We start from the raw sequence: 18849 nt of genomic DNA, 5'->3' as shown, positions 1-18849 counted from the left end.
TAGCTTTCGCCGAAAGGCAGAAATATGGGAGATCACACTTTTTGATGCTTCCATTTTCCTTTTTTGAAAAGCCAAATGGTAAAGAAACTGGCCGCCACTTCTGAAATATAAACTGCCCAGAAAACGCCAGTATAACTCCAATCTAGCACCAGCGCAAAAACATACGCCAGCGGAATCTGGATCAACCAGAAGAAAACAAAATTGATCTTTGTGGGAGTCGTGGTGTCGCCAGCACCGTTAAAAGCTTGTGAGGTTACCATCCACCAGCCGTAAATAAATATCGCATAAGAAAGGATCTCGAGCCACTTTGCGCCAACGTCGATCACTTGCGGAGTGTCTATAAAAAGTGCTACCAGTTCGCGGTTAAAAGCATAAAAAATAACAGCGACAACTATGAGGAATATCATGTTATAAACACCCACCTTCCAGATGGTTTTTTCTGCTCTATCGGGATTATTTGCACCTAGATTTTGACCCACTAAAGTTGCCGCCGCGCTTGCGAGACCCCAAGCAGGCATTATACTTAGCAGCATAAGTCGCAAACCAATTGTTGCGCCAGCAACGGCCTCGCTGCTTATTTGCGCAAGAATCCACATTATAAAGATCCAGGAAGTCATGCCAATGATCATTTGACCAACGCCTCCTAGCGAAGTTTTTACAATGTTTAGCGCCGCCTTTGCATTCCAATAGAGTTGTGAGAATTTTATACGAATATGTTTTCCACCCCGTGTAATCGTCCATATCTGTATGGCAACTCCCACGCTGCGACCTATAAACGTCGCGATCGCCGCGCCTTTAAGACCCAACTCAGGAAACGGACCAATGCCTAAAATAAGCATAGGATCAAGGATCATGTTGATGCCATTTGCAATCCAAAGAATGCGCATTGCGATCGCCGCATCGCCAGCACCTCTAAAAACAGCATTGATCACAAAAAGCAACATGATCACCACATTACTACCCAGAAGCCATTGCATATACGGGTAGCCATTTGTCACGATCCACTCATCGTCGCTCATAAGATTGAGAAGTTCTGGCGCATAAAAAATACCAGCAATAGCAAATGGAATAGAAGCGAGGATGCCTATAAAAATCGCTTGCACTGCCGCAACAGATGCTTCTTCTTTTTTCTTTTCGCCCACACGGCGAGCAATGATCGCGGTCACACCCATCGCGAGCCCCATACCTATAGAATATAGCAGGAACAAATAGGTCTCTGTCAATCCCACAGTCGCCACGGCTGATGCGCCTAGCTTACCCACAAAATAAATATCTACTACTGCAAAAGTGCTCTCCATCACAAGTTCAAGAACCATGGGCACTGCCAGTAAAAAGATCGCTTTATTGAGGCTAATTGTGGTGTAATCTGCCGTCGTTCCTTTGAGGGCGTCCATTAACGCTTTCCAGAAATTTCTTTTTGGTGGTTTTGGGGTTTCGGGAACTTCTTGAGCGGGCTGCATGACGATGATTAAGGTACGCTAAGATAGATTTTTATGGCTTTCGCCGAAAGGCAGACACCGCAATATTTCTTTAAGAAATGTTAGAGACTGTGATAGTTATGATGCAGATGATTACTTTTATCGAAAATTTTGCAACATTTTGATTTTTAGAAAGATTCTTCTTGCGCTTGGCGTGCTTTTTTGCTGCGGTTTTATGCATTCACAATCGGTGAAAATCGAGCAAACAGAGGGCGAATATGCTTTTATTGAAAACACAGATACGGTTTTAGTTTATCAGGCTTCCGCCAAATCGCTTAACGGAAAATATGAGCGTGCAAACTATGTGCATCCTCTTTATGGGATGGACGGTGAAGTGCTCACAGAAGACTTCCCGCAAGATCATAAGCATCATCGCGGAATTTTCTGGGCATGGCATCAAATTTTCATAGGCAACAAACGCATAGGTGATGGCTGGGAAATTAAAAATATAGAATGGGATGTTGCAGATGTGCAGCAGATCACAAAAGATAAAGGTGCAAAAGCGCTAAAAGCAGAGGTTTTATGGCTTTCGCCAAATTGGACGGATGATGCATTAATCTCTGTGCCGTTTATACGTGAGATAACCACGATCACTGTTTTTCCTGCAAAGGAAGATTATAGGATCATTGACTTTAAAATAAAACTTTGGGGTCTTGAGCCAGACATTGCTTTAGGTGGCTCTGAAGATGAAAAAGGTTACGGCGGGTTTTCAGCAAGGATCAAATTGCCAGAAGACATTGCGTTTATAGGAGCAAAAGGTGTTGTGACTCCAAAAAACACGCCTGTAGCGAGCAAAGGTTGGTTGGACTTTATGGGAACTTTTGGCGAAAGCCAAAATAAAACAGGCGTGGCAATTATTGCGCATCCTGAGAATCCCGGTTATCCTAATCCATGGATCTTAAGAAAAAAGGCAAGTATGCAAAATGCGGTTTTTCCGTATCCAGGAAGATACCCTGTATTTTTAAAGCAAGACGAGCCGCTGGTTCTTAAATATAGGGTTGTTATTCATAAAGCTGGTGTTGATCTTAATTTACTGAGTAGGAAATTTCAGTAAACTTTATACAAACAAAAAAACCACGCTGTTGAGCGTGGTTTTTATTTTTTAGTGACCTCGGCAGGATTCAAACCTGCAACCTTCTGAGCCGTAATCAGATGCGCTATTCAGTTGCGCCACGAGGCCGATTTTAAAGCTTTGTGCCTACCTGAGCTTAAACAGGTTCGCTATTTATCCCGATAGCTATCGGGAGCGCCACGAGGCCGATTTATTTTCGCTGTAACGAAAAAATTAAATGTGCTTTGTTAAAAATGTTGCTATCAACCTTTTTACTTAAGCGGGTGCAAATATAGTTATTCTTGGTTATTTGACAAATATCCTTGAAGAATTTTTTAATTAAACAATTTCTGCGCTAAGTCCAGCACGCAAGATCTTTGTGCAACGAGGCTCAAGATCGTCGTAACTACCAGTCTTTACAGTGCATTTGCCTTTGTAATGTACAATTATAGAACATTGCTCTGCTTGATGCGGAGTGTGGTCGCAGGTGTCAATTAAGGTCTGAATAACGTAATCAAATGTATTGACCTCGTCATTATAAAGAACGATCTCGTTCTCGTTTGTATCTTTTAGCAATACATCAGACTCTTCCTGAATTTTTTCTATGAGACTCATACAACTTGCTTTTTGTCAATTCTTTGCAAATTTACAGGCTACCCAGTTATTTTTTTCATAATTCATTGTGAAATTTATTCCGTGGGCATTGCAAGCGCTATTGATAAGTGGGATGTCTTCTGTGTAGAAGCCGCTGAGCAATAAAGTTCCGCCATCGTTAAGACAGCTAGCATAAACAGGAATATCTTCAAGAAGTACATTTCTGTTAATGTTTGCAATGATAAGATCGTATTGCCTGTTTGCAAGTATGGGAGAAGTTCCTAGTTCTACCTTGATATTAGGATGTGCGTTTCTTTCACAATTTTCAATAGTGTTCTCTACGCACCAAGGATCAATATCTATGGCTTCAACTGGTCCGGCGCCCTTCATAGCGGCAAGAATTGCAAGAACTCCTGTGCCACAGCCCATGTCTAAAGTCTTTTTGCCTGCAACGTCTAGTTTTAGCAAGTGCTTAATCATAAGGTGGGTGGTCTCGTGATGGCCGGTGCCAAAAGACATCTTTGGCTCGATCACAATATCAAATTCTGTATCAGTCTTTGCATGAAATGGAGCCCTCACCGTGCATTTACCATCTACTTCTATAGGCTCAAAGTTCTTTTCCCATTCTTCATTCCAGTTAACGGGTTCGATCTCAAGCTGCGAATAGGTGATGGTAAAATCATCGCTTTGCATCAACCATAAATCATCAAGGGCTAAATCTTTAACATCCGCAGATGGGATGTAAGCGTTTAGCCCTTCTTCAGTTTCTTCAAAGCTTTCAAAGCCTAGTTCTCCTAGTTCTGCTACAAGAATGTCTCTGGTAGGCTCTAGAGGTGAAACTGTAAATTGAAATTCAGTATACTTTACTGCCATTAAAATGCATTAACGATAGCCATAAAATCTTCCGCTTTAAGCGAAGCTCCACCTATCAAACCACCGTCTACATCAGGTTTAGAGAAGATCTCGTTTGCGTTTGCAGGTTTTACGCTACCACCATAAAGAATGGTAAGATTATCAGCTACTTCATCATTATATTCTTCACGAACGATCTTTCTGATAAATTCGTGCATTTCTTGTGCTTGCTCAGGTGATGCTGTTTCTCCTGTTCCTATCGCCCATACTGGCTCGTAGGCTAAAACGATATTGCTCCAAGAGTCTTTTTCTAAGTGAAAAAGAGTGTTTGAGATTTGCTTGTTCACTAGCTCAAAGTGCTCGTTATAGTTACGATCTTTAAGTTCTTCACCGAAGCAAAAAATAACGGTCATATCATTTTCTAGCGCTGTATTTACTTTTTCGGTAAGAAGATTCTCGTCTTCACCAAAGTAAGCTCTACGCTCGCTGTGTCCTAAGATCACAGTTTCTACACCGATGCTTTTAAGCATTTTTGCAGAGATCTCGCCAGTAAAAGCGCCATTTGCAGACTGGTGCATGTTTTGAGCAGCAACTGCGATATCGCTATCTTTTAAAGCTTCAAAAGCGCTATAAAGATTTGTGTAAGGTGGCGCGATGATCACTTGCGCGTCGCTAGTTTTTGATAAGTTCTTAAGGCCAGAAATTAAGTCCTGAGTTTCAGCCAGGTCATTGTTCATTTTCCAGTTTCCGGCAACGATCTTTTTTCTCATTGTATGTGATTTAAAAGGTTTTGGTCAGTTGTTTCTATTGCTTTAAATACCTCGATATTTCCTTTCGCGTCAAGCAAAATATAGCGCGGTATCCAATCTAGATTTATTGAAGTGCAAAAATCACCTTTCCATCCTTCTTTGATGTAAAAGTGCGAACCTTGAAGGTCGTATTTTTCAATTCCGTTTTTCCATCTTTCTGTTTCTTTGTCAAGCGAAAGAAAGATATAATCCATTTCTGGATGTTGTGCTTGTAGCGATTTAAGCTTAGGGAAACCAGCGATGCAATCTTTGCACCAGGAAGCCCAAATGTCTATTAAAACTGGCTTGCCTTTATGCTGATCTATAATTTGCTTAAAGGAGATTTCCTTTCCCTGCAGTGAAAGCATTTTTTCTGATAATGCTTTATTGTCAAACTTTTTTTGCGCTTGAATGCTTGAAATCGTAAAAAATGCAGCTACAAAAAGTAATATTCTCATAAAAATAGAGTGAACGATAAAAGTACTCGCTGTCTTTGAAATCTACAAATAAACTAGGATTATATTATTCTTACCTTAGGGTCAAGCCAACCATAAATTAAGTCTACAAGAATATTTATCACGATAAAAACCGTAGCGATCACGAGCACGGCGCCCATAATTATGGGTAAGTCAAGCGTGTTTAGCGCATCAACGATCTCTTTTCCTAGGCCATTCCACCCGAAGATATATTCTACAAAAACGGCTCCCGCTAGCATACTGGCAAACCAGCCGCTAACTGCAGTAACCACGGGGTTTAAAGCGTTGCGCAGCGCATGACGCCACACGATCTGATAATTGTTAAGACCTTTGGCTTTAGCCGTCCTGATGTAATCTTCATTATACACCTCTAGGAGTGAATTTCGCATAAGCTGTATAACCACGGCAAGTGGTCGTATGCCTAGTACGAGTGCCGGTAGTATTAAATTTTTCCATTGTATGTGTAGGCTTTCGCCAAAATCATCCAACTCATACAAACTGCCCGTCATATTAAGGTCTGTGTATTCATGCAATACATAACCAAAAAGCCATGCAAACAAGATCGCACTGAAAAAACTAGGAACACTCATGCCTAGCGTACTCACAACTTGAATGATCTTATCTACCCAAGTATCTTTATAATTTGCTGAAATTATCCCTAAGAAAACGCCTAGAAGTATAGCGATGGTAATTGCGCCAACGGCAAGAATAAAAGTATTAGGCAAGGTTTCGCCAATTACTTGCGTGACCGGCTTTCCAGATTTCTGAAAAGATTCTCTTAAGTAAGGCGCTTTTAAAACAACGGTAGTGTTGCCAATGGTAAAAAGCTTAGCGTAATTGTATTTGTCCTCCTTTAAAAAAGTATAATCATCCGCAGATCGCGAGTGAAAGGAAAGCGGAGAAAGATCGTTAAGGTAATATGCGTATTGTGTGGTTATGGGTTTGTCAAAACCATATTTCTTCTTGATCAATGCTAGCTGTTCTGGATCTTCATTTTGATCTAGCATCATCCTTGCGGGGTCGCCCGGTAAAACAGTAAATAAAAAGAAGATAACTGTTACAACACCAAAGAGTGTCAATAACGAATAGAAGATTTTATTTACAAAGTAAGAAGCCAAATTTAAAGCGTTTGAACTTCGCTTAAAGCAATCGCTTGATAAACATAATCTTCGCCTAGAAGCGCTTTTCCATACTCCTCAATTGGCATTGCGAAGCCAGCTTCTTTGCGTCTAATATTTAAAGTGTCAGCATCTTTAACTGGCCAAATAAAAGAACCACTAGCAGTGATCACGGCCTGAGTGCCATAAATCTGCTCTTTGCCTTCACTCATTAAATATTTGTCTTCAAGCGCAGCGACTAAAGTAAAAGGTAATTGTTTGTTTTTTGCGGCCTTTTTAATAGTGTCAAGATACATCGGTATCTGCTCTGGATTTTTCTCAATTACTTGTAAAGCCACAAGGTTTGTAGGTTCGCCAACCAAGTCTTTGCCGGGATAACCTACAGTGTCAAGCAATGTTTTTACCAGCTTTAAACTTGCGGTATCTAGCGCCCTTTTTTGCATAAGTAGATCGCCAGTGATGTCTTCATCTTCAAGGCCATAAGATTCGGCGATCTCACGGCGTTCTTGATAGTTTTTTGCGTAATATACAGGTTTAAAATACTGGTCTAATTCATTAATGCTGTCTAGATTTCGCTTAAGCGAAAGATCAAGATCTGGGTTTGCGTTAGGTAGCGTTTCTAGTTCAATATCGTCAGTGTCGTTCCAGTGGCGTTTTTGAATGATCGTACCTTTTTTAAGTTTTAAGATCCCAGGATTGCTACGTACAATTGTTTTTAGCGCAGTTTCATCTGAAGTGTAAAAGTCAAAATTCAATTTTTGATTTTTCTTCAATGCGTTAACTTCTTTTGCTCCAGAAGATGAGAGCCCGATTACGGTGTAGCCTTTTTTAAGCGCTTCGTCAGTTTTGTCTTTAATATTGGGCCAGCCGTTATATTCAGTGCTATTGAGATTGTAAGCGACAACGATTATTAGATTTTCTTCGGCTAAGAATTGCTCAGTGTAATCTTCACCGTCTTTACTCATTGAGAAATCATGAATAGGCGGTTCGTAGCCTTTTTGAATTTCGGTGGTTTCAACGCTTATAAATTCTCCATCAACGGTAGGATAGGCGCCATTTGTGCTGATAATTTTTTCTTCGCCATCAATGTTAAACTTCCAGTCATATTGAAAAACGGCTTCGGGAGCTCCTTCAGGTATGCTCATGCCTTCAGTGATGTTCACACCTTCTTTGTAAGCTCTAAAGTCTAACCAAGGTAAATGCATCAACACATGATAGCCAAACGCTAAACAAGCTATGAAGCTGAAGAAGATCACTACGGTGCGCGTAAATTTCGACGCAAGTCCAACAATATATTTTCTATTAAAAATAAGGAAGGCAATAAGAACCAGAAGAATTACATCTTTAGTGAAAGATTGCCATGGCGTTAATGGGATCGCATCGCCAAAACAACCACAATCTGTAACCTTATTAAAGTATGCCGAATAAAATGTGAGAAAGGTAAAAAACACGATCATCGCTGTGAGAATACCCAGCGTAAGATTGCGCAGGTAGCCTATGAGAAGCGCAATGCCGGCAATAACTTCTATAATTACCAGAAGAATCGCAATGCCCAGCGCATACGGACTCAAAAACTCAATATCCAGAACTCCGGGACTAAAATATTCCTGCAGTTTGAATGAAAATCCTACAGGGTCATTGAGTTTTACAAACCCCGAAATTATAAATAGTACTCCTACTATAATGCGTGCAATGTGCGTGAGGATTCTCAAAGGTGTCTGGTTTTAGTTGTTTTCTTCGTTGATGTGAATAAGAGCAAAAACCGCATAATTAAGCATGTCTTGGTAATTTGCTCCTATGCCTTCAGAGACAAGTGTTTTTCCCTGATTATTCTCTATTTGCTTAACGCGTAAAAGTTTCTGCAAGATCAGATCTGTAAGCGAACTTATGCGCATATCTCGCCAAGCCTCGCCATAATCATGATTTTTATTTTCCATGAGTTGCTTAGTCTCGCTTGCATATTTGTCATAAAAAACAAGAGAATCTTCAAGCGACATATCTGGCTGGTCTACCACTCCTTTTTCAATTTGCACAAGCGCCATGATGCAATAATTGATGATGCCTATAAACTCTGAAGCTTCATCCTCATCAACCTTTCGAGTTGCATTTTGTTGCAAACTGCGTATGCGCTGCGCTTTTATAAATATTTGATCTGTAAGCGATGGCAGGCGTAGGATACGCCAGGCGCTCCCATAATCTTTCATTTTCTTTTCAAACAGCTCTCTGCAGGTGGAGATCACACTGTCATACTGTGCAGAAGTTTTGGTCATCAGTGCAAGTGAATTTGCGTAAATTTCGCCTAAAATAAGCAATTACTAAAACCTGTAACCCTCAATTTTATGAAATCCATTAATTGTATAGGAAACCTCATAGATCTATCACAACCTAAGGTTATGGGTGTGCTTAATATAACGCCAGATTCATTTTATGACGGTGGCAAGTATCGAGATATTGATACGATTTTGGCTCAAGCCAAAAAAATGCTTCAAGAAGGTGCAACCTTTATTGATGTAGGCGGCTACAGTTCGCGGCCAGGCGCAAAAGATATTTCGCCAGAGGAAGAAAAAATGCGTGTGGTGCCTATTATTAATCTACTGGTAGAAACTTTCCCAGAGATCATAATTTCTATAGACACCTTTAGAGCAGAGGTTGCAAAAGCAGCAATTGAAGCTGGCGCAGCGATCGTTAATGATATTTCGGCTGGGACATTAGATGATAAAATGTTTGCAACCGTTTCAGCGCTTAAAGTTCCTTATATCATGATGCATATGCGTGGAACTCCACAAAACATGAAAGAGCTTACCGATTATGATGATGTGGTGAAAGATGTGATTTTTTGGCTAAGCCAAAAAATAAAAGCGGCAAGAGCAGAGGGAATAAATGATGTCGTTGTTGATCCAGGCTTTGGGTTTGCTAAAACAACAGATCAAAATTTTCAAATACTCAACAAGCTTGAAATATTTCAATTGCTTGAAGTGCCATTATTGGCAGGGCTTTCGCGAAAATCAATGATCTATAAATTTTTAGATTCTACACCTGCTGAAGCCTTAAACGGCACAACAGTTTTAAATACCGTAGCCTTGCAAAAAGGCCCTTCAATCTTACGCGTGCATGATGTGCAACCTGCCGTAGAGGCGGTAAAATTGATAGAGAAGGTCACGCTTTCGTGATGCAATCTAGTTAACTTATCTTCGCAACCATAATATTGAACTATGAGTGTATTGTTAGTATTGCTGGGGCTTACGCTTCTTGTAATAGGTGGAGAATTTTTAGTGAGATCTTCTGTGGGGCTTTCTTTTAAGCTCAATCTTTCAAAAATGGTGATCGGTTTAACGGTGGTGTCTTTTGCGACATCAGCGCCAGAACTTCTGGTGAGTTTGCAGGCTGCGCTTGAGGGTTACTCAGATATATCGCTGGGTAATGTGATAGGTAGTAATGTGGCAAATATTGGTTTAGTGCTTGGTCTTACGGCGATGTTGAGTACGCTTGGTATTGATAGAGATTTCTTCAGATTTAACTGGCCGGTGATGGTTTTGTTTTCTCTGGCGCTCTATGTGGTTCTTGATAATGACGGAGTTTTATCGCGCTTAGAAGGTGTTTTGCTTTTCGGTGGACTTCTGTTTTATCTCTTCCTGTTGATCTATCGTGCGCGTAACGCTCGTGAAACTAAAGAAGGGCAAAATGATTCAATAGATGATGGCTTGTCTAAAGCCTCATATTTTAAGATCGTGATCTGGTTATTAATAGGTGGCGTTGCGCTCTATTACGGCTCAGAGTGGCTTGTTGCGGGGGCAACTGATATTGCAAAAAGTATCGGTGTGAGCGATTACGCGATCTCTGTAACGGTGATCGCTATTGGTACAAGCGTTCCTGAGTTGGCTGCTTCTCTTATTGCTGCTGCGAAAAGGGAAAAAGCAATTTCTCTAGGCAACCTGATAGGTTCTAACATTTTTAATATCGCATCTGTTTTGGGCCTCACGGCGATGATAACGCCTATTCATGTGGTAGATGAAAGTATTCTGTCGTCAAATATGTTCTGGTTGTTAGGTTTTGCTCTGATCCTTCTTCCGTTAGGATTTTTAAAAACGCGTATGGAATTAAACCGCTGGAAGGGGATTTTTCTTTTTGCCGCTTACTGCGTTTTTATCGGTTTGACTTTCGTTTAAGATCTTTTATTTGTAACAAGGTATTGTGTTTGTTTTTCTTTGGCTTTAAGCCAAAAAAAAGCCCGCTTCACTTATGCGAAACGGGCTCTACCAACATTAATTATAACAATGTGTTATAAGGTTTCTTCTGCAGCTTTTACAGTCTTAACGATGCGACCTGCGATTTTGTAAGGGTCACCGTTAGAAGCTGGACGACGATCTTCTAACCATCCTTTCCATCCCTTTTCTACAGTGATGATAGGAATACGGATCGAAGCTCCACGGTCAGAAACACCGTAAGAGAAATCGTGAATTGATGCAGTTTCGTGAAGACCAGTAAGACGCTGATCGTTAAACTCACCATATACTGCGATGTGCTCTGCAGCTACTGGACGGAAAGCCTCACAAATTTTCATGTAAGTTTCTTTATCGCCACAAGTTCTTAGTGTTGTGTTTGAGAAGTTTGCGTGCATACCGCTACCATTCCAGTCACCTTTAATAGGCTTAGGGTGGAACTCAATATAGTAACCGTAATCTTCGGTCAATCTTTGTAGTAAGTATCGAGCTACCCAGATTTCATCACCTGCTTTTTGAGCTCCTTTTGCAAAAAGTTGGAATTCCCACTGTCCGCTAGCAACCTCCTGGTTGATACCTTCAAAATTAAGACCAGCAGCGATACAAAGATCTGCGTGCTCTTCTACAAATGCTCTACCGTGAGTGTTTTTACCACCTACAGAACAGTAATATAGACCTTGTGGTCCTGGATATCCTCCCATAGGGAAACCTAGAGGAAGTTGAGTTTCTTTATCCATGATGAAGTATTCTTGCTCGAAACCGAACCAGAAATCATCATCCTCATCATCAATTTTTGCTCTTGCGTTAGACGCGTGTGGAGTTCCATCAGCATTAAGAACTTCTGTCATTACAAGAAATCCATCCTGTCTTGCAGGGTCTGGGTAAATGGCTACGGGCTTAAGCAAGCAGTCAGAAGATCCTCCTTCAGCTTGTTTAGTAGAAGATCCATCAAAAGACCACACAGGGCAGTCTTCTAGTTTTCCGCTAAAATCGTCTTCGACCTTAGTTTTACTTCTAAGATTTGCAGTCGGCTCATAACCATCGAGCCAAATGTATTCTAATTTTGATTTGCCCATAACAGCTTTGGTTTTTTAAGATTATTTTAAATGAACTGTAAATATATAATTTCTTTATTATCTACCATATTTGTAAAAGGGGTTGTTATTGTAATAATGGTTCAGATTTAATAATTAACCCCTATTTTAAAGGGGGTGTATTGAAAAATCAAATATTTTTGCGCTTTAGCATTCCTAAATTCATAAAAATCATAAAAAAATGTCAACATATAGATTTGCAGCACTTCAGGATTTTTGGCACAGAAAACCCGTTGAAATAAAGGCTTCAATTGATAGGGCGGATAATTTTGCTTCTAATGTGTTTGGTGCCAGAGCGATGCAGTCTGCTTTGCCAGAAGATGCCTTTGAAGCTGTAAAAGATGCGATAAAGAAGGGTAGCAAGATAGATAGGAAGTTTGCAAATAGTATTGCTTCGGCAATGAAGCAATGGGCAGTTTCTAAAGGTGCGACGCATTATACGCATTGGTTTCAACCATTAACGGGAGCAACGGCAGAAAAACATGATGCTTTCTTACATATGCAACGTGATGGATCTGCGATCGAGACTTTTGGCGGAAGCCAACTTGTACAACAAGAACCAGATGCATCATCATTTCCTCATGGAGGTTTGAGAAATACCTTTGAGGCTAGAGGTTATACGGCTTGGGATCCTACTTCTCCTGCTTTTGTATTAGGAACTACGCTTTGTATTCCCACGATTTTTGTGTCTTATACAGGTAGCGCGCTAGATAATAAAACGCCGCTTTTGCGAGCGCTAAATGCACTGGATGAAGCTGCGACGCAGGTGGCAAATTATTTTGATAAAAGTGTTTCTAAAGTAAATGCGACGCTGGGTTGGGAGCAAGAATTTTTCTTGGTCGATACTTCTATCGCGCGTGCAAGACCAGATATTATGCAAGCGGGTAGAGCGCTTCTAGGGCATTCGCCGGCTAAAGGACAGCAGTTGAGTGATCATTATTTTGGGTCAATTCCTGCGCGAGTAATAAGCTTTATGCGCGATCTTGAAGAAGAGTGTATTGCGCTAGGAGTGCCTTTAAAAACTAGGCATAACGAGGTGGCGCCAAGTCAGTTTGAGTTGGCTCCTGTGCATGAAGAAGCTAACCTTGCGGTAGATCATAATTCGCTTATTATGGACTTGATGGATAAGGTTGCGGCCAGACATCATTATAAGGTGCTTTTTCATGAGAAACCTTTTCCGGGAATTAATGGTAGCGGTAAACATAATAACTGGAGTCTGGAGACAGATAACGGTGTAAATCTTCTTGCGCCGGGTACAACGCCAACAAAAAATTTACAGTTTCTGGCATTCTTCATAAACACAATTAAAGCTGTTTATGATAATGAAGAATTAATACGTGCTTCTGTGGCTTCGGCGAGCAATGATCATCGTCTGGGCGAGGATGAAGCACCGCCAGCGATCATGTCTGTTTATATTGGTTCGCAGCTTACTAAGGTTCTTGATGAGCTCGAAAAAGTTACAGATGGTAAGCTTTCGCCAGAAGAAAAAACCGAGCTTAAATTGAATGTTGTAGGTAAGATCCCTGAAATTTTACTGGACAATACAGATAGAAACCGCACGTCGCCTTTTGCCTTTACAGGGAATAAATTTGAATTTCGGGCCGTAGGTTCTATGGCAAACTGTGCAAAGCCAATGACGGTGATTAACGCTGTTGTTGCAAAGCAGCTCAAAGATTTTAAAAACGAAGTTGATTTTCTTATCGAGAATAAATCGATGAAGAAGGATGACGCGATCTTTAATGTTTTGCGTGAGTATATCAAAGCTTCTAAGAAGATAAGATATGAAGGAGACGGCTATGCAGAAAATTGGGAGAAGCAAGCCTTACGGCGAAAACTAAGCAACAATAAGACCACTCCTGAAGCTTTAAAAGTGCAGACAGACAAAAAAACAATTGCACTTTTTGAAGAGATGGAGATCATGACCGAAGCTGAAATCAAAGCGCGTCATGAGATCGAGATCGAAGAATACACAAAACACGTACAGATAGAAAGTAGAGTGCTGGGATCTATGGCTCGTAATCACATTATACCTACAGCAATACGTTATCAAAACATGCTGATCGAAAATGTGCAAGGCCTTAAAATGATCTATGAAAAAGACTTCAAAGACATCGCTGGTGAACAGATGAAGTTGATAAAAGACGTTTCAGAACATATAACAGCGATAAACAGTGGTATTACCCAAATGATCGAAGAGCGCAAAGAGGCTAATAAATTAAATGTTGCTGACCGCGCCGTAGCGTATACTGAAAAGGTAAAGCCCTATTTTTCTATCATAAAATATCACAGCGATAAGCTAGAGTTGCTAGTGGAAGATAAACTTTGGCCATTGCCAAAACTTAGAGAGATCTTAATGCATTAATTAGCGCGTAGCTGCGGCGAGAAGTTTAATGATATCCTCGTCTGTTGCATAATCTAACGGAGTGCTTCCCGCATTATTTTTTAATGTGGGATTTGCACCCAGATCCAGAAGTTTTGCAATTAGGTTCTTCTTGTTATTCGGGCCGGTTGCGGCGATATGCATTGCGGTTTCTCCGTTACTGTTTTTAATATCTAGATCAAGACCATTTTTAGCAAGAATATTGAGAAATATCAGATCAATATCTTCATAATTCGTGCAAATTAAATTGAGCGCAGTTATGGCCTCAGGACTGGTATTAAAATCATTTTCACTTTCCAGAAGCAATAAAGTTCCTTCGGCAAAATTGTCTTTTACAGTATTAAGAATAGTTTTGTTTGTAAATGCTGCGCCAGCTGCAAGAATTAATTCTAGTGACTTCGCATTTTTATAAAATAGCGCTGTGTCAAGCCCTGCTTCTGCCGAAATTCCTCTTTGTATAAGCGCATCAACAACCTTGTCGTGTTTTGCTCTTACTGCGGTGCTGAGCATTTTTTCTTCTAGATCTTCTTTGTTGCATACAGTGATCAGTGATAGAAGAAGTTCCTCATTATTGTATTGCTGCGCCAGTGTGATATCCTCTTTATTTGGGATGGCATTTAATGAGATCATCTCTTTTGTAAGCTCTAAATCTTGAGCATTGATCGCTGCAGCCAGTATGTTGCCAGGCGAATCTTCAATCTTAACAATTAAAGATTCCAGATCGGGATATTTGTTTTGAGAAGCTTGTAGAAGAAGATCGATCGTGAAATCTTTTAGCTTATTAATTATCAGTCTGGCGGCTTTATGATTTTTTACTTTAAAAGCATAATCTAAGCTGTATTTTAAATCAATATCAGCTTTGCTTACCATAATGTTTAAAGTCTCTTGCATCTCATTTTTTATCGCTTTGATAAGTTGTGTTTCGGTAATGGTTAACGCATTGTTTGACTTTAAAATATTTTGAGCTATCGAATCATCTGCCATCACAAGAGCGAGTTCTAGCGCCTGAGTGGGCATATACTCTTTATTCGCAATGATGTATTTAAAGAGATCTTCGTTTTTAGTCGTGACAGCGAGTTCAAATACCTTTTCATTTTCTGCACCAAATTCTAACGCGAGAATCGCAGCTTCTGGATTTGATTTTTCAATTGCAATCGCAAGCACTTCATTTTCTTGCTTTCGTTTATTAAGGATGATTTTTAGTTGTTCGAGGGCGTTTTTTTGAACTTCTTGAGCTAGCAACCCCTGGGGTAAATTAGCATTACTCAGCTCTAGGTAATGCGTGAGCAGATCGTTGTTTTTTTGGCTTAAAGCCAAAAGAATAATCTCATGAGAGTAAGGTGTGACCGCAATGGTTTGTTGAATAACCTCTGGGTTTTCTGTGTCTAGCGCCGCCTGAAGCACGGTGGCATTTCCTGTTGCGCCTTTATCAATAAAGGTCTTTAAAAGTTCTGGATCTGCACTTTGTGCGGCCACAAAAAGATCGCTAGAGGTGAAGGTGTAATCTGTGTATTCATAAGCTGTGAGCGCCTTAAGCACATTATAATCTTTGATCGAAAGTGCAAAATCTAGATCGTTATTTACCGGTGTTGCGCCTTCTCGCAACAATGCAGTGATCACCGCAGGCTGCTTGTAAGCAACTGCTTTGTAGATCATGTTATTTTTAGGTTTGGCACCGCGTTCTAGAAGCGTGAGTGCTTTTTCTTTAGTGAAATATTCTTTGTCAAAAACCAGATCAAGATCTTCTGTCGTGGGTCTAAAACCCAAGTCAAAAAGCATGTTTAGCAGCTTTGCATCTTGATGATTTTCGATCGTGGCTTTTATGAGTCCGTTAATGTAAGTGGTTTGAGATTGCTTGCGCAGGGCAATGATTTTTGCGCTGTCGCCACGCACCGCCGCTGAGATCCACTCAGATTCTAGCGGAGTGTTGTAATGATTTTGAAGTTTAGTGAAATTTTCTAGTTCCTTTTTTTCAAGCGAATAGGTGACTGTGAAAATGTCATTATCAATGGTTTTAATGGTAACCGTTTTTTGCACTGGCGCAATTAAGGCTTCGGCAACCGGAGTTTGCGCTTCTTTAGTTCCAGAGACGCGAAGTGTTTTGCGGTCTTCTCCACGCACTAGCTTTTTTGTGTCGTCCCAAACGCTCACATAAGCCGCGTCAAGATCCTCTGGCGAAACAGTGAATTCAATAGATTTGTCAACTTTTATGGTCTCGTCTGTAATTAGGGTGTTTGTGTTGAGGTCGCCATAAAGCATGAGAGGCGCAGTTTTTATCATCGCACCATTTTTGGCGAAAGCCCCAAAAAAAAGATCGCCCACATAAGGAACTTCTGCCGGTTGTTTACCCATTGATTTTTTCTCGAGAGACACGATCTTTTGAATAAAAACCAGTGAGAATTTTTTATAGAAGTCGGTTCTTGTCTCTGGACTTTTATAAGTCTTGGCGGTTGTGATACATTGATCTATAGCTTTTTTAAGTAGATCATGTTTTGATGAAATTTTTGGATCATCGGGAAAATTCTCACTAGTAAGCAGCATGTGAATAGGTACTGCATTTACGCTAATGATCGCAGGATTTTTAGTCAGGGTTTTCTCCCAATTTGTGCGATTAAGCATATTCTCATCACCACCTTTTGTGAGAATTCTGGGCTGACTTAAATGAATGTATGGATTGTCATACTTGCCAGAATCTAGCAGTTGAGCGATAGATCGCTGAACTTCATTTTTAAATTTTTTACTGTCATAAGGCGAGTTAACGAGGTCATTTTTGTTGAGCGAAAATGAGACCAAATATCGACCGCCATAAGTAAAGGAAGCGGCATAATGCGTCCCGAATTTGTCAATAAAACCAGCGGGAGAGATATCTGTTCCCAGTCTTTTTACAAAGTCCTTGAAGGTTGGCGCTAACTCGCCGCCGCTCAAAGATTTTGTCTTTTTTGCTACGATTGCATCCAGGTAAACCGGCGTGATCGCGTTAAAATCTGTTTGATATAATTGGTATTTCGTGGGGAGATTAAGTGACGAGAACTGTTTTTGTGATGTGGCTTTCGCCAAAATACTTTCTTCATAATCTCTTACAGAACCGATAAAATGAAATTGTAGCGAATCTTGATTGTTTTCTGTGGAAGATTCTTTGAAATTAACTTCAGAAAAAATAGGAGTTTGTTCTATGCTCAGAACGCTAGCGGTAGACCAATCTAGTGGATTTGCATTTCTCGTGTCAAAACCTTCTCCTAAAACTAGGGATGATTTTTCCTGACCGAAACAGAAATTGCCCAGTGAAATAAAAAAAAGTATGAATAGGTAGACAATATTTTTTGTCTCCATGATACAATTTGATTAAAAATTTCTGGGGGTAAAAAGGGTGGTGTTCAAATATAAATCAATAATGTTAAGCGGCAATTACGGTATTGTCATTTTTTTATTAAAATTCTATTTATTTTTCAATAAAAATATATTCTTATTAAAAATATTTTACGCTTTTCTATAAAATGAATGAAAAGTCGGAAAGTATTTTCCTACATATTTTAAATAACATGCCGTTAAACTGAATTTTAACATTTTTTTAAAATACTGAAAAACAAATACTTGTATAAAGTCTTGAAAATTAACCATCTGATTTTATCGAAAAGTTAAGTTATTCTTTTTCAGGGTATTGATTTAATGATAATTTAGCCCTGTCATCAATCCCTAAGATGACTTGAAATAGAAGTCCCTAATTCTACTTCTGAAAATTTCCCCCCTTATTAATAGTGTGAGCAGAAATGCTTAGATGATATTTTATATGAAAAAAACGTATGTCTTTTTTGTTGGAATTATCATGCTCTTGAATGGAACAATTTGTCTTGCCCAAGAAAATATGGTGCAGGGAATACAAGAGGGAGATGACAATTCTTTAAAATCACTTCAGTATGGAGGCGCCAATGAAGCGCAGATCATACAGCAAGGTGATGGCAATACTTCAAAAAGCATACAGACACTTCTAGATAATACTTTAGAAATTCATCAAACAGGTCTTAATAATAGTGTGCTTACTTATCAAAGTGGAGCAGCTGGAATTCGGTTGCCATTCAATATAAAATTTAAACTAGGTGCTGGTAACGACGCTAAGATCTACCAAGAAGGAGATAATAATCAAAGTATTTTACTTCAAAATATTCTAAGTGTAGGAGGAGGAAATTTTGCTGAGGTTCATATATCAGGAAATAATAATTTCTCAGGTCAAAAACAGTCAGGTAGCGAATCTTCTGCAGTTGTTTTTCAGGGAGATCTTTTAAGTGGATCTACAGAGAGGATTTTTGGCGCAAGCCAAAATAGAAGAAAGGGTGGAGGGCATGGTGGTGCTTCTCAAAATTGCGATCCAGAGACTGTTGCTATCCCTGATCCTGGAGTTTCAGGCTCTGATAATGCGGTAGCTGTACAATTGCAAGTGGGGCATGCTAATAATGCCACAGTTATGCAATACGGCAAGCCTTCGGTAATAGGAAATATGGCGTTTCAAACTCAAAGTGGGAGTAGTAATAATGCAACCATTTATCAAGAAACAAACTATTTAGGTAATCTTTCTAAGCAGGCGCAGGTAGGTTGTGATAACTCGGCGGTTTCTGTGCAGGTAGGAAATGCAAATGCAGGATTAACAATACAAAACGGAAATAGTAATGATGCGCAGATGATGCAGATGGGAGTAGGAACTATTTCGGTTATAGAGCAATTTGGGGCTCAAAACGGAGCGAATATTTTAATCTCAAATTGACCAAACAAGTTTATTTATTAACCATTCTAAATATTTATTAAT

At 39.8% G+C, this 18849-nt stretch carries 15 protein-coding genes and 1 tRNA gene; 5 read left to right on the top strand and 11 right to left on the bottom strand.

Going from position 1 to position 18849, the window contains the following annotated elements; translation table 11 throughout:
• Positions 1-32: 32 nt before the first annotated feature.
• Entirely contained in the window at positions 33-1460 is a 1428-nt protein-coding gene (locus ACZ5L8_RS10610; RefSeq protein ID WP_464437313.1) for an MATE family efflux transporter, read from the bottom strand.
• 139 nt (positions 1461-1599) lie between these two features.
• Between ACZ5L8_RS10610 and ACZ5L8_RS10605 the strand changes: the two genes are divergently transcribed.
• Positions 1600-2532 carry a DUF6807 family protein gene (locus tag ACZ5L8_RS10605; RefSeq protein WP_464437311.1) on the top strand — a complete coding sequence of 311 codons (933 nt, stop codon included), beginning with the start codon at positions 1600-1602 and terminating at the stop codon, positions 2530-2532.
• Between the two features lie 52 nt (positions 2533-2584).
• Here ACZ5L8_RS10605 and ACZ5L8_RS10600 read toward each other — a convergent pair.
• The 8 genes from ACZ5L8_RS10600 to ACZ5L8_RS10565 all read right to left on the bottom strand — a co-directional run bounded on the left by ACZ5L8_RS10600 (position 2585) and on the right by ACZ5L8_RS10565 (position 8627).
• Positions 2585-2658 (bottom strand) — tRNA-Arg (locus ACZ5L8_RS10600).
• A gap of 210 nt (positions 2659-2868) precedes the next feature.
• Complete coding sequence (locus ACZ5L8_RS10595; RefSeq protein ID WP_464437308.1) at positions 2869-3144, bottom strand: ATP-dependent Clp protease adaptor ClpS; 276 nt, start codon at positions 3142-3144, stop codon at positions 2869-2871.
• A 15-nt stretch (positions 3145-3159) separates the two neighbouring features.
• Positions 3160-3996: a 50S ribosomal protein L11 methyltransferase gene (gene prmA / locus ACZ5L8_RS10590; protein WP_464437307.1), complete on the bottom strand. Its 837-nt coding sequence runs from the start codon at positions 3994-3996 to the stop codon at positions 3160-3162.
• The gene (gene tpiA / locus ACZ5L8_RS10585; protein ID WP_464437305.1) at positions 3996-4745 is read right to left on the bottom strand and encodes a triose-phosphate isomerase; all 750 of its coding nucleotides are present in this window, start codon (positions 4743-4745) and stop codon (positions 3996-3998) included. Before tpiA ends, prmA begins: the two co-directional genes overlap by 1 nt.
• Positions 4742-5221, bottom strand: a complete 480-nt coding sequence (locus tag ACZ5L8_RS10580; RefSeq protein ID WP_464437304.1) for a TlpA family protein disulfide reductase — start codon at positions 5219-5221, stop codon at positions 4742-4744. Before ACZ5L8_RS10580 ends, tpiA begins: the two co-directional genes overlap by 4 nt.
• A 59-nt stretch (positions 5222-5280) precedes the next feature.
• Positions 5281-6357: an ABC transporter permease gene (locus tag ACZ5L8_RS10575; RefSeq protein WP_464437303.1), complete on the bottom strand. Its 1077-nt coding sequence runs from the start codon at positions 6355-6357 to the stop codon at positions 5281-5283.
• Positions 6358-6359: 2 nt separating this feature from the next.
• Complete coding sequence (locus ACZ5L8_RS10570) at positions 6360-8069, bottom strand: BT_3928 family protein (protein WP_464437301.1); 1710 nt, start codon at positions 8067-8069, stop codon at positions 6360-6362.
• Positions 8070-8081: 12 nt separating this feature from the next.
• On the bottom strand, positions 8082-8627 hold the full coding sequence (locus ACZ5L8_RS10565) for a DUF1599 domain-containing protein (protein WP_464437300.1): 546 nt from the start codon (positions 8625-8627) through the stop codon (positions 8082-8084).
• 69 nt (positions 8628-8696) lie between these two features.
• Here ACZ5L8_RS10565 and folP point away from each other — a divergent pair, with 69 nt between their 5' ends.
• Together folP and ACZ5L8_RS10555 are read left to right on the top strand one after the other, a co-directional pair.
• Entirely contained in the window at positions 8697-9527 is an 831-nt protein-coding gene (folP, locus tag ACZ5L8_RS10560; RefSeq protein ID WP_464437298.1) for a dihydropteroate synthase, read from the top strand.
• Positions 9528-9569: 42 nt separating this feature from the next.
• Entirely contained in the window at positions 9570-10523 is a 954-nt protein-coding gene (locus ACZ5L8_RS10555) for a calcium/sodium antiporter (protein ID WP_464437296.1), read from the top strand.
• A 113-nt stretch (positions 10524-10636) separates the two neighbouring features.
• Here the strand turns inward: ACZ5L8_RS10555 and ACZ5L8_RS10550 are convergent, their stop codons facing one another.
• A complete protein-coding gene (locus ACZ5L8_RS10550; RefSeq protein WP_464437295.1) occupies positions 10637-11653 on the bottom strand; it encodes a glutamine synthetase beta-grasp domain-containing protein in 1017 nt (338 codons plus the stop codon).
• 199 nt (positions 11654-11852) lie between these two features.
• Here ACZ5L8_RS10550 and ACZ5L8_RS10545 point away from each other — a divergent pair, with 199 nt between their 5' ends.
• Positions 11853-14033 carry a glutamine synthetase III family protein gene (locus tag ACZ5L8_RS10545; protein WP_464437293.1) on the top strand — a complete coding sequence of 727 codons (2181 nt, stop codon included), beginning with the start codon at positions 11853-11855 and terminating at the stop codon, positions 14031-14033.
• On the opposite strand, the gene ACZ5L8_RS10540 is transcribed toward ACZ5L8_RS10545, so the two are convergent.
• On the bottom strand, positions 14034-17381 hold the full coding sequence (locus tag ACZ5L8_RS10540; protein ID WP_464437292.1) for an MAC/perforin domain-containing protein: 3348 nt from the start codon (positions 17379-17381) through the stop codon (positions 14034-14036).
• 457 nt (positions 17382-17838) lie between these two features.
• On the opposite strand from ACZ5L8_RS10540, the gene ACZ5L8_RS10535 reads away from it, so the two are divergent.
• The gene (locus tag ACZ5L8_RS10535; protein WP_464437290.1) at positions 17839-18807 is read left to right on the top strand and encodes a hypothetical protein; all 969 of its coding nucleotides are present in this window, start codon (positions 17839-17841) and stop codon (positions 18805-18807) included.
• Positions 18808-18849: the final 42 nt, after the last annotated feature.

The sequence above is a fragment of the Leeuwenhoekiella obamensis genome (assembly GCF_055391795.1).
The sequence above is the reverse complement of the archived record's forward strand: the minus strand, read 5'-3'. Positions and strand labels throughout refer to the sequence as shown.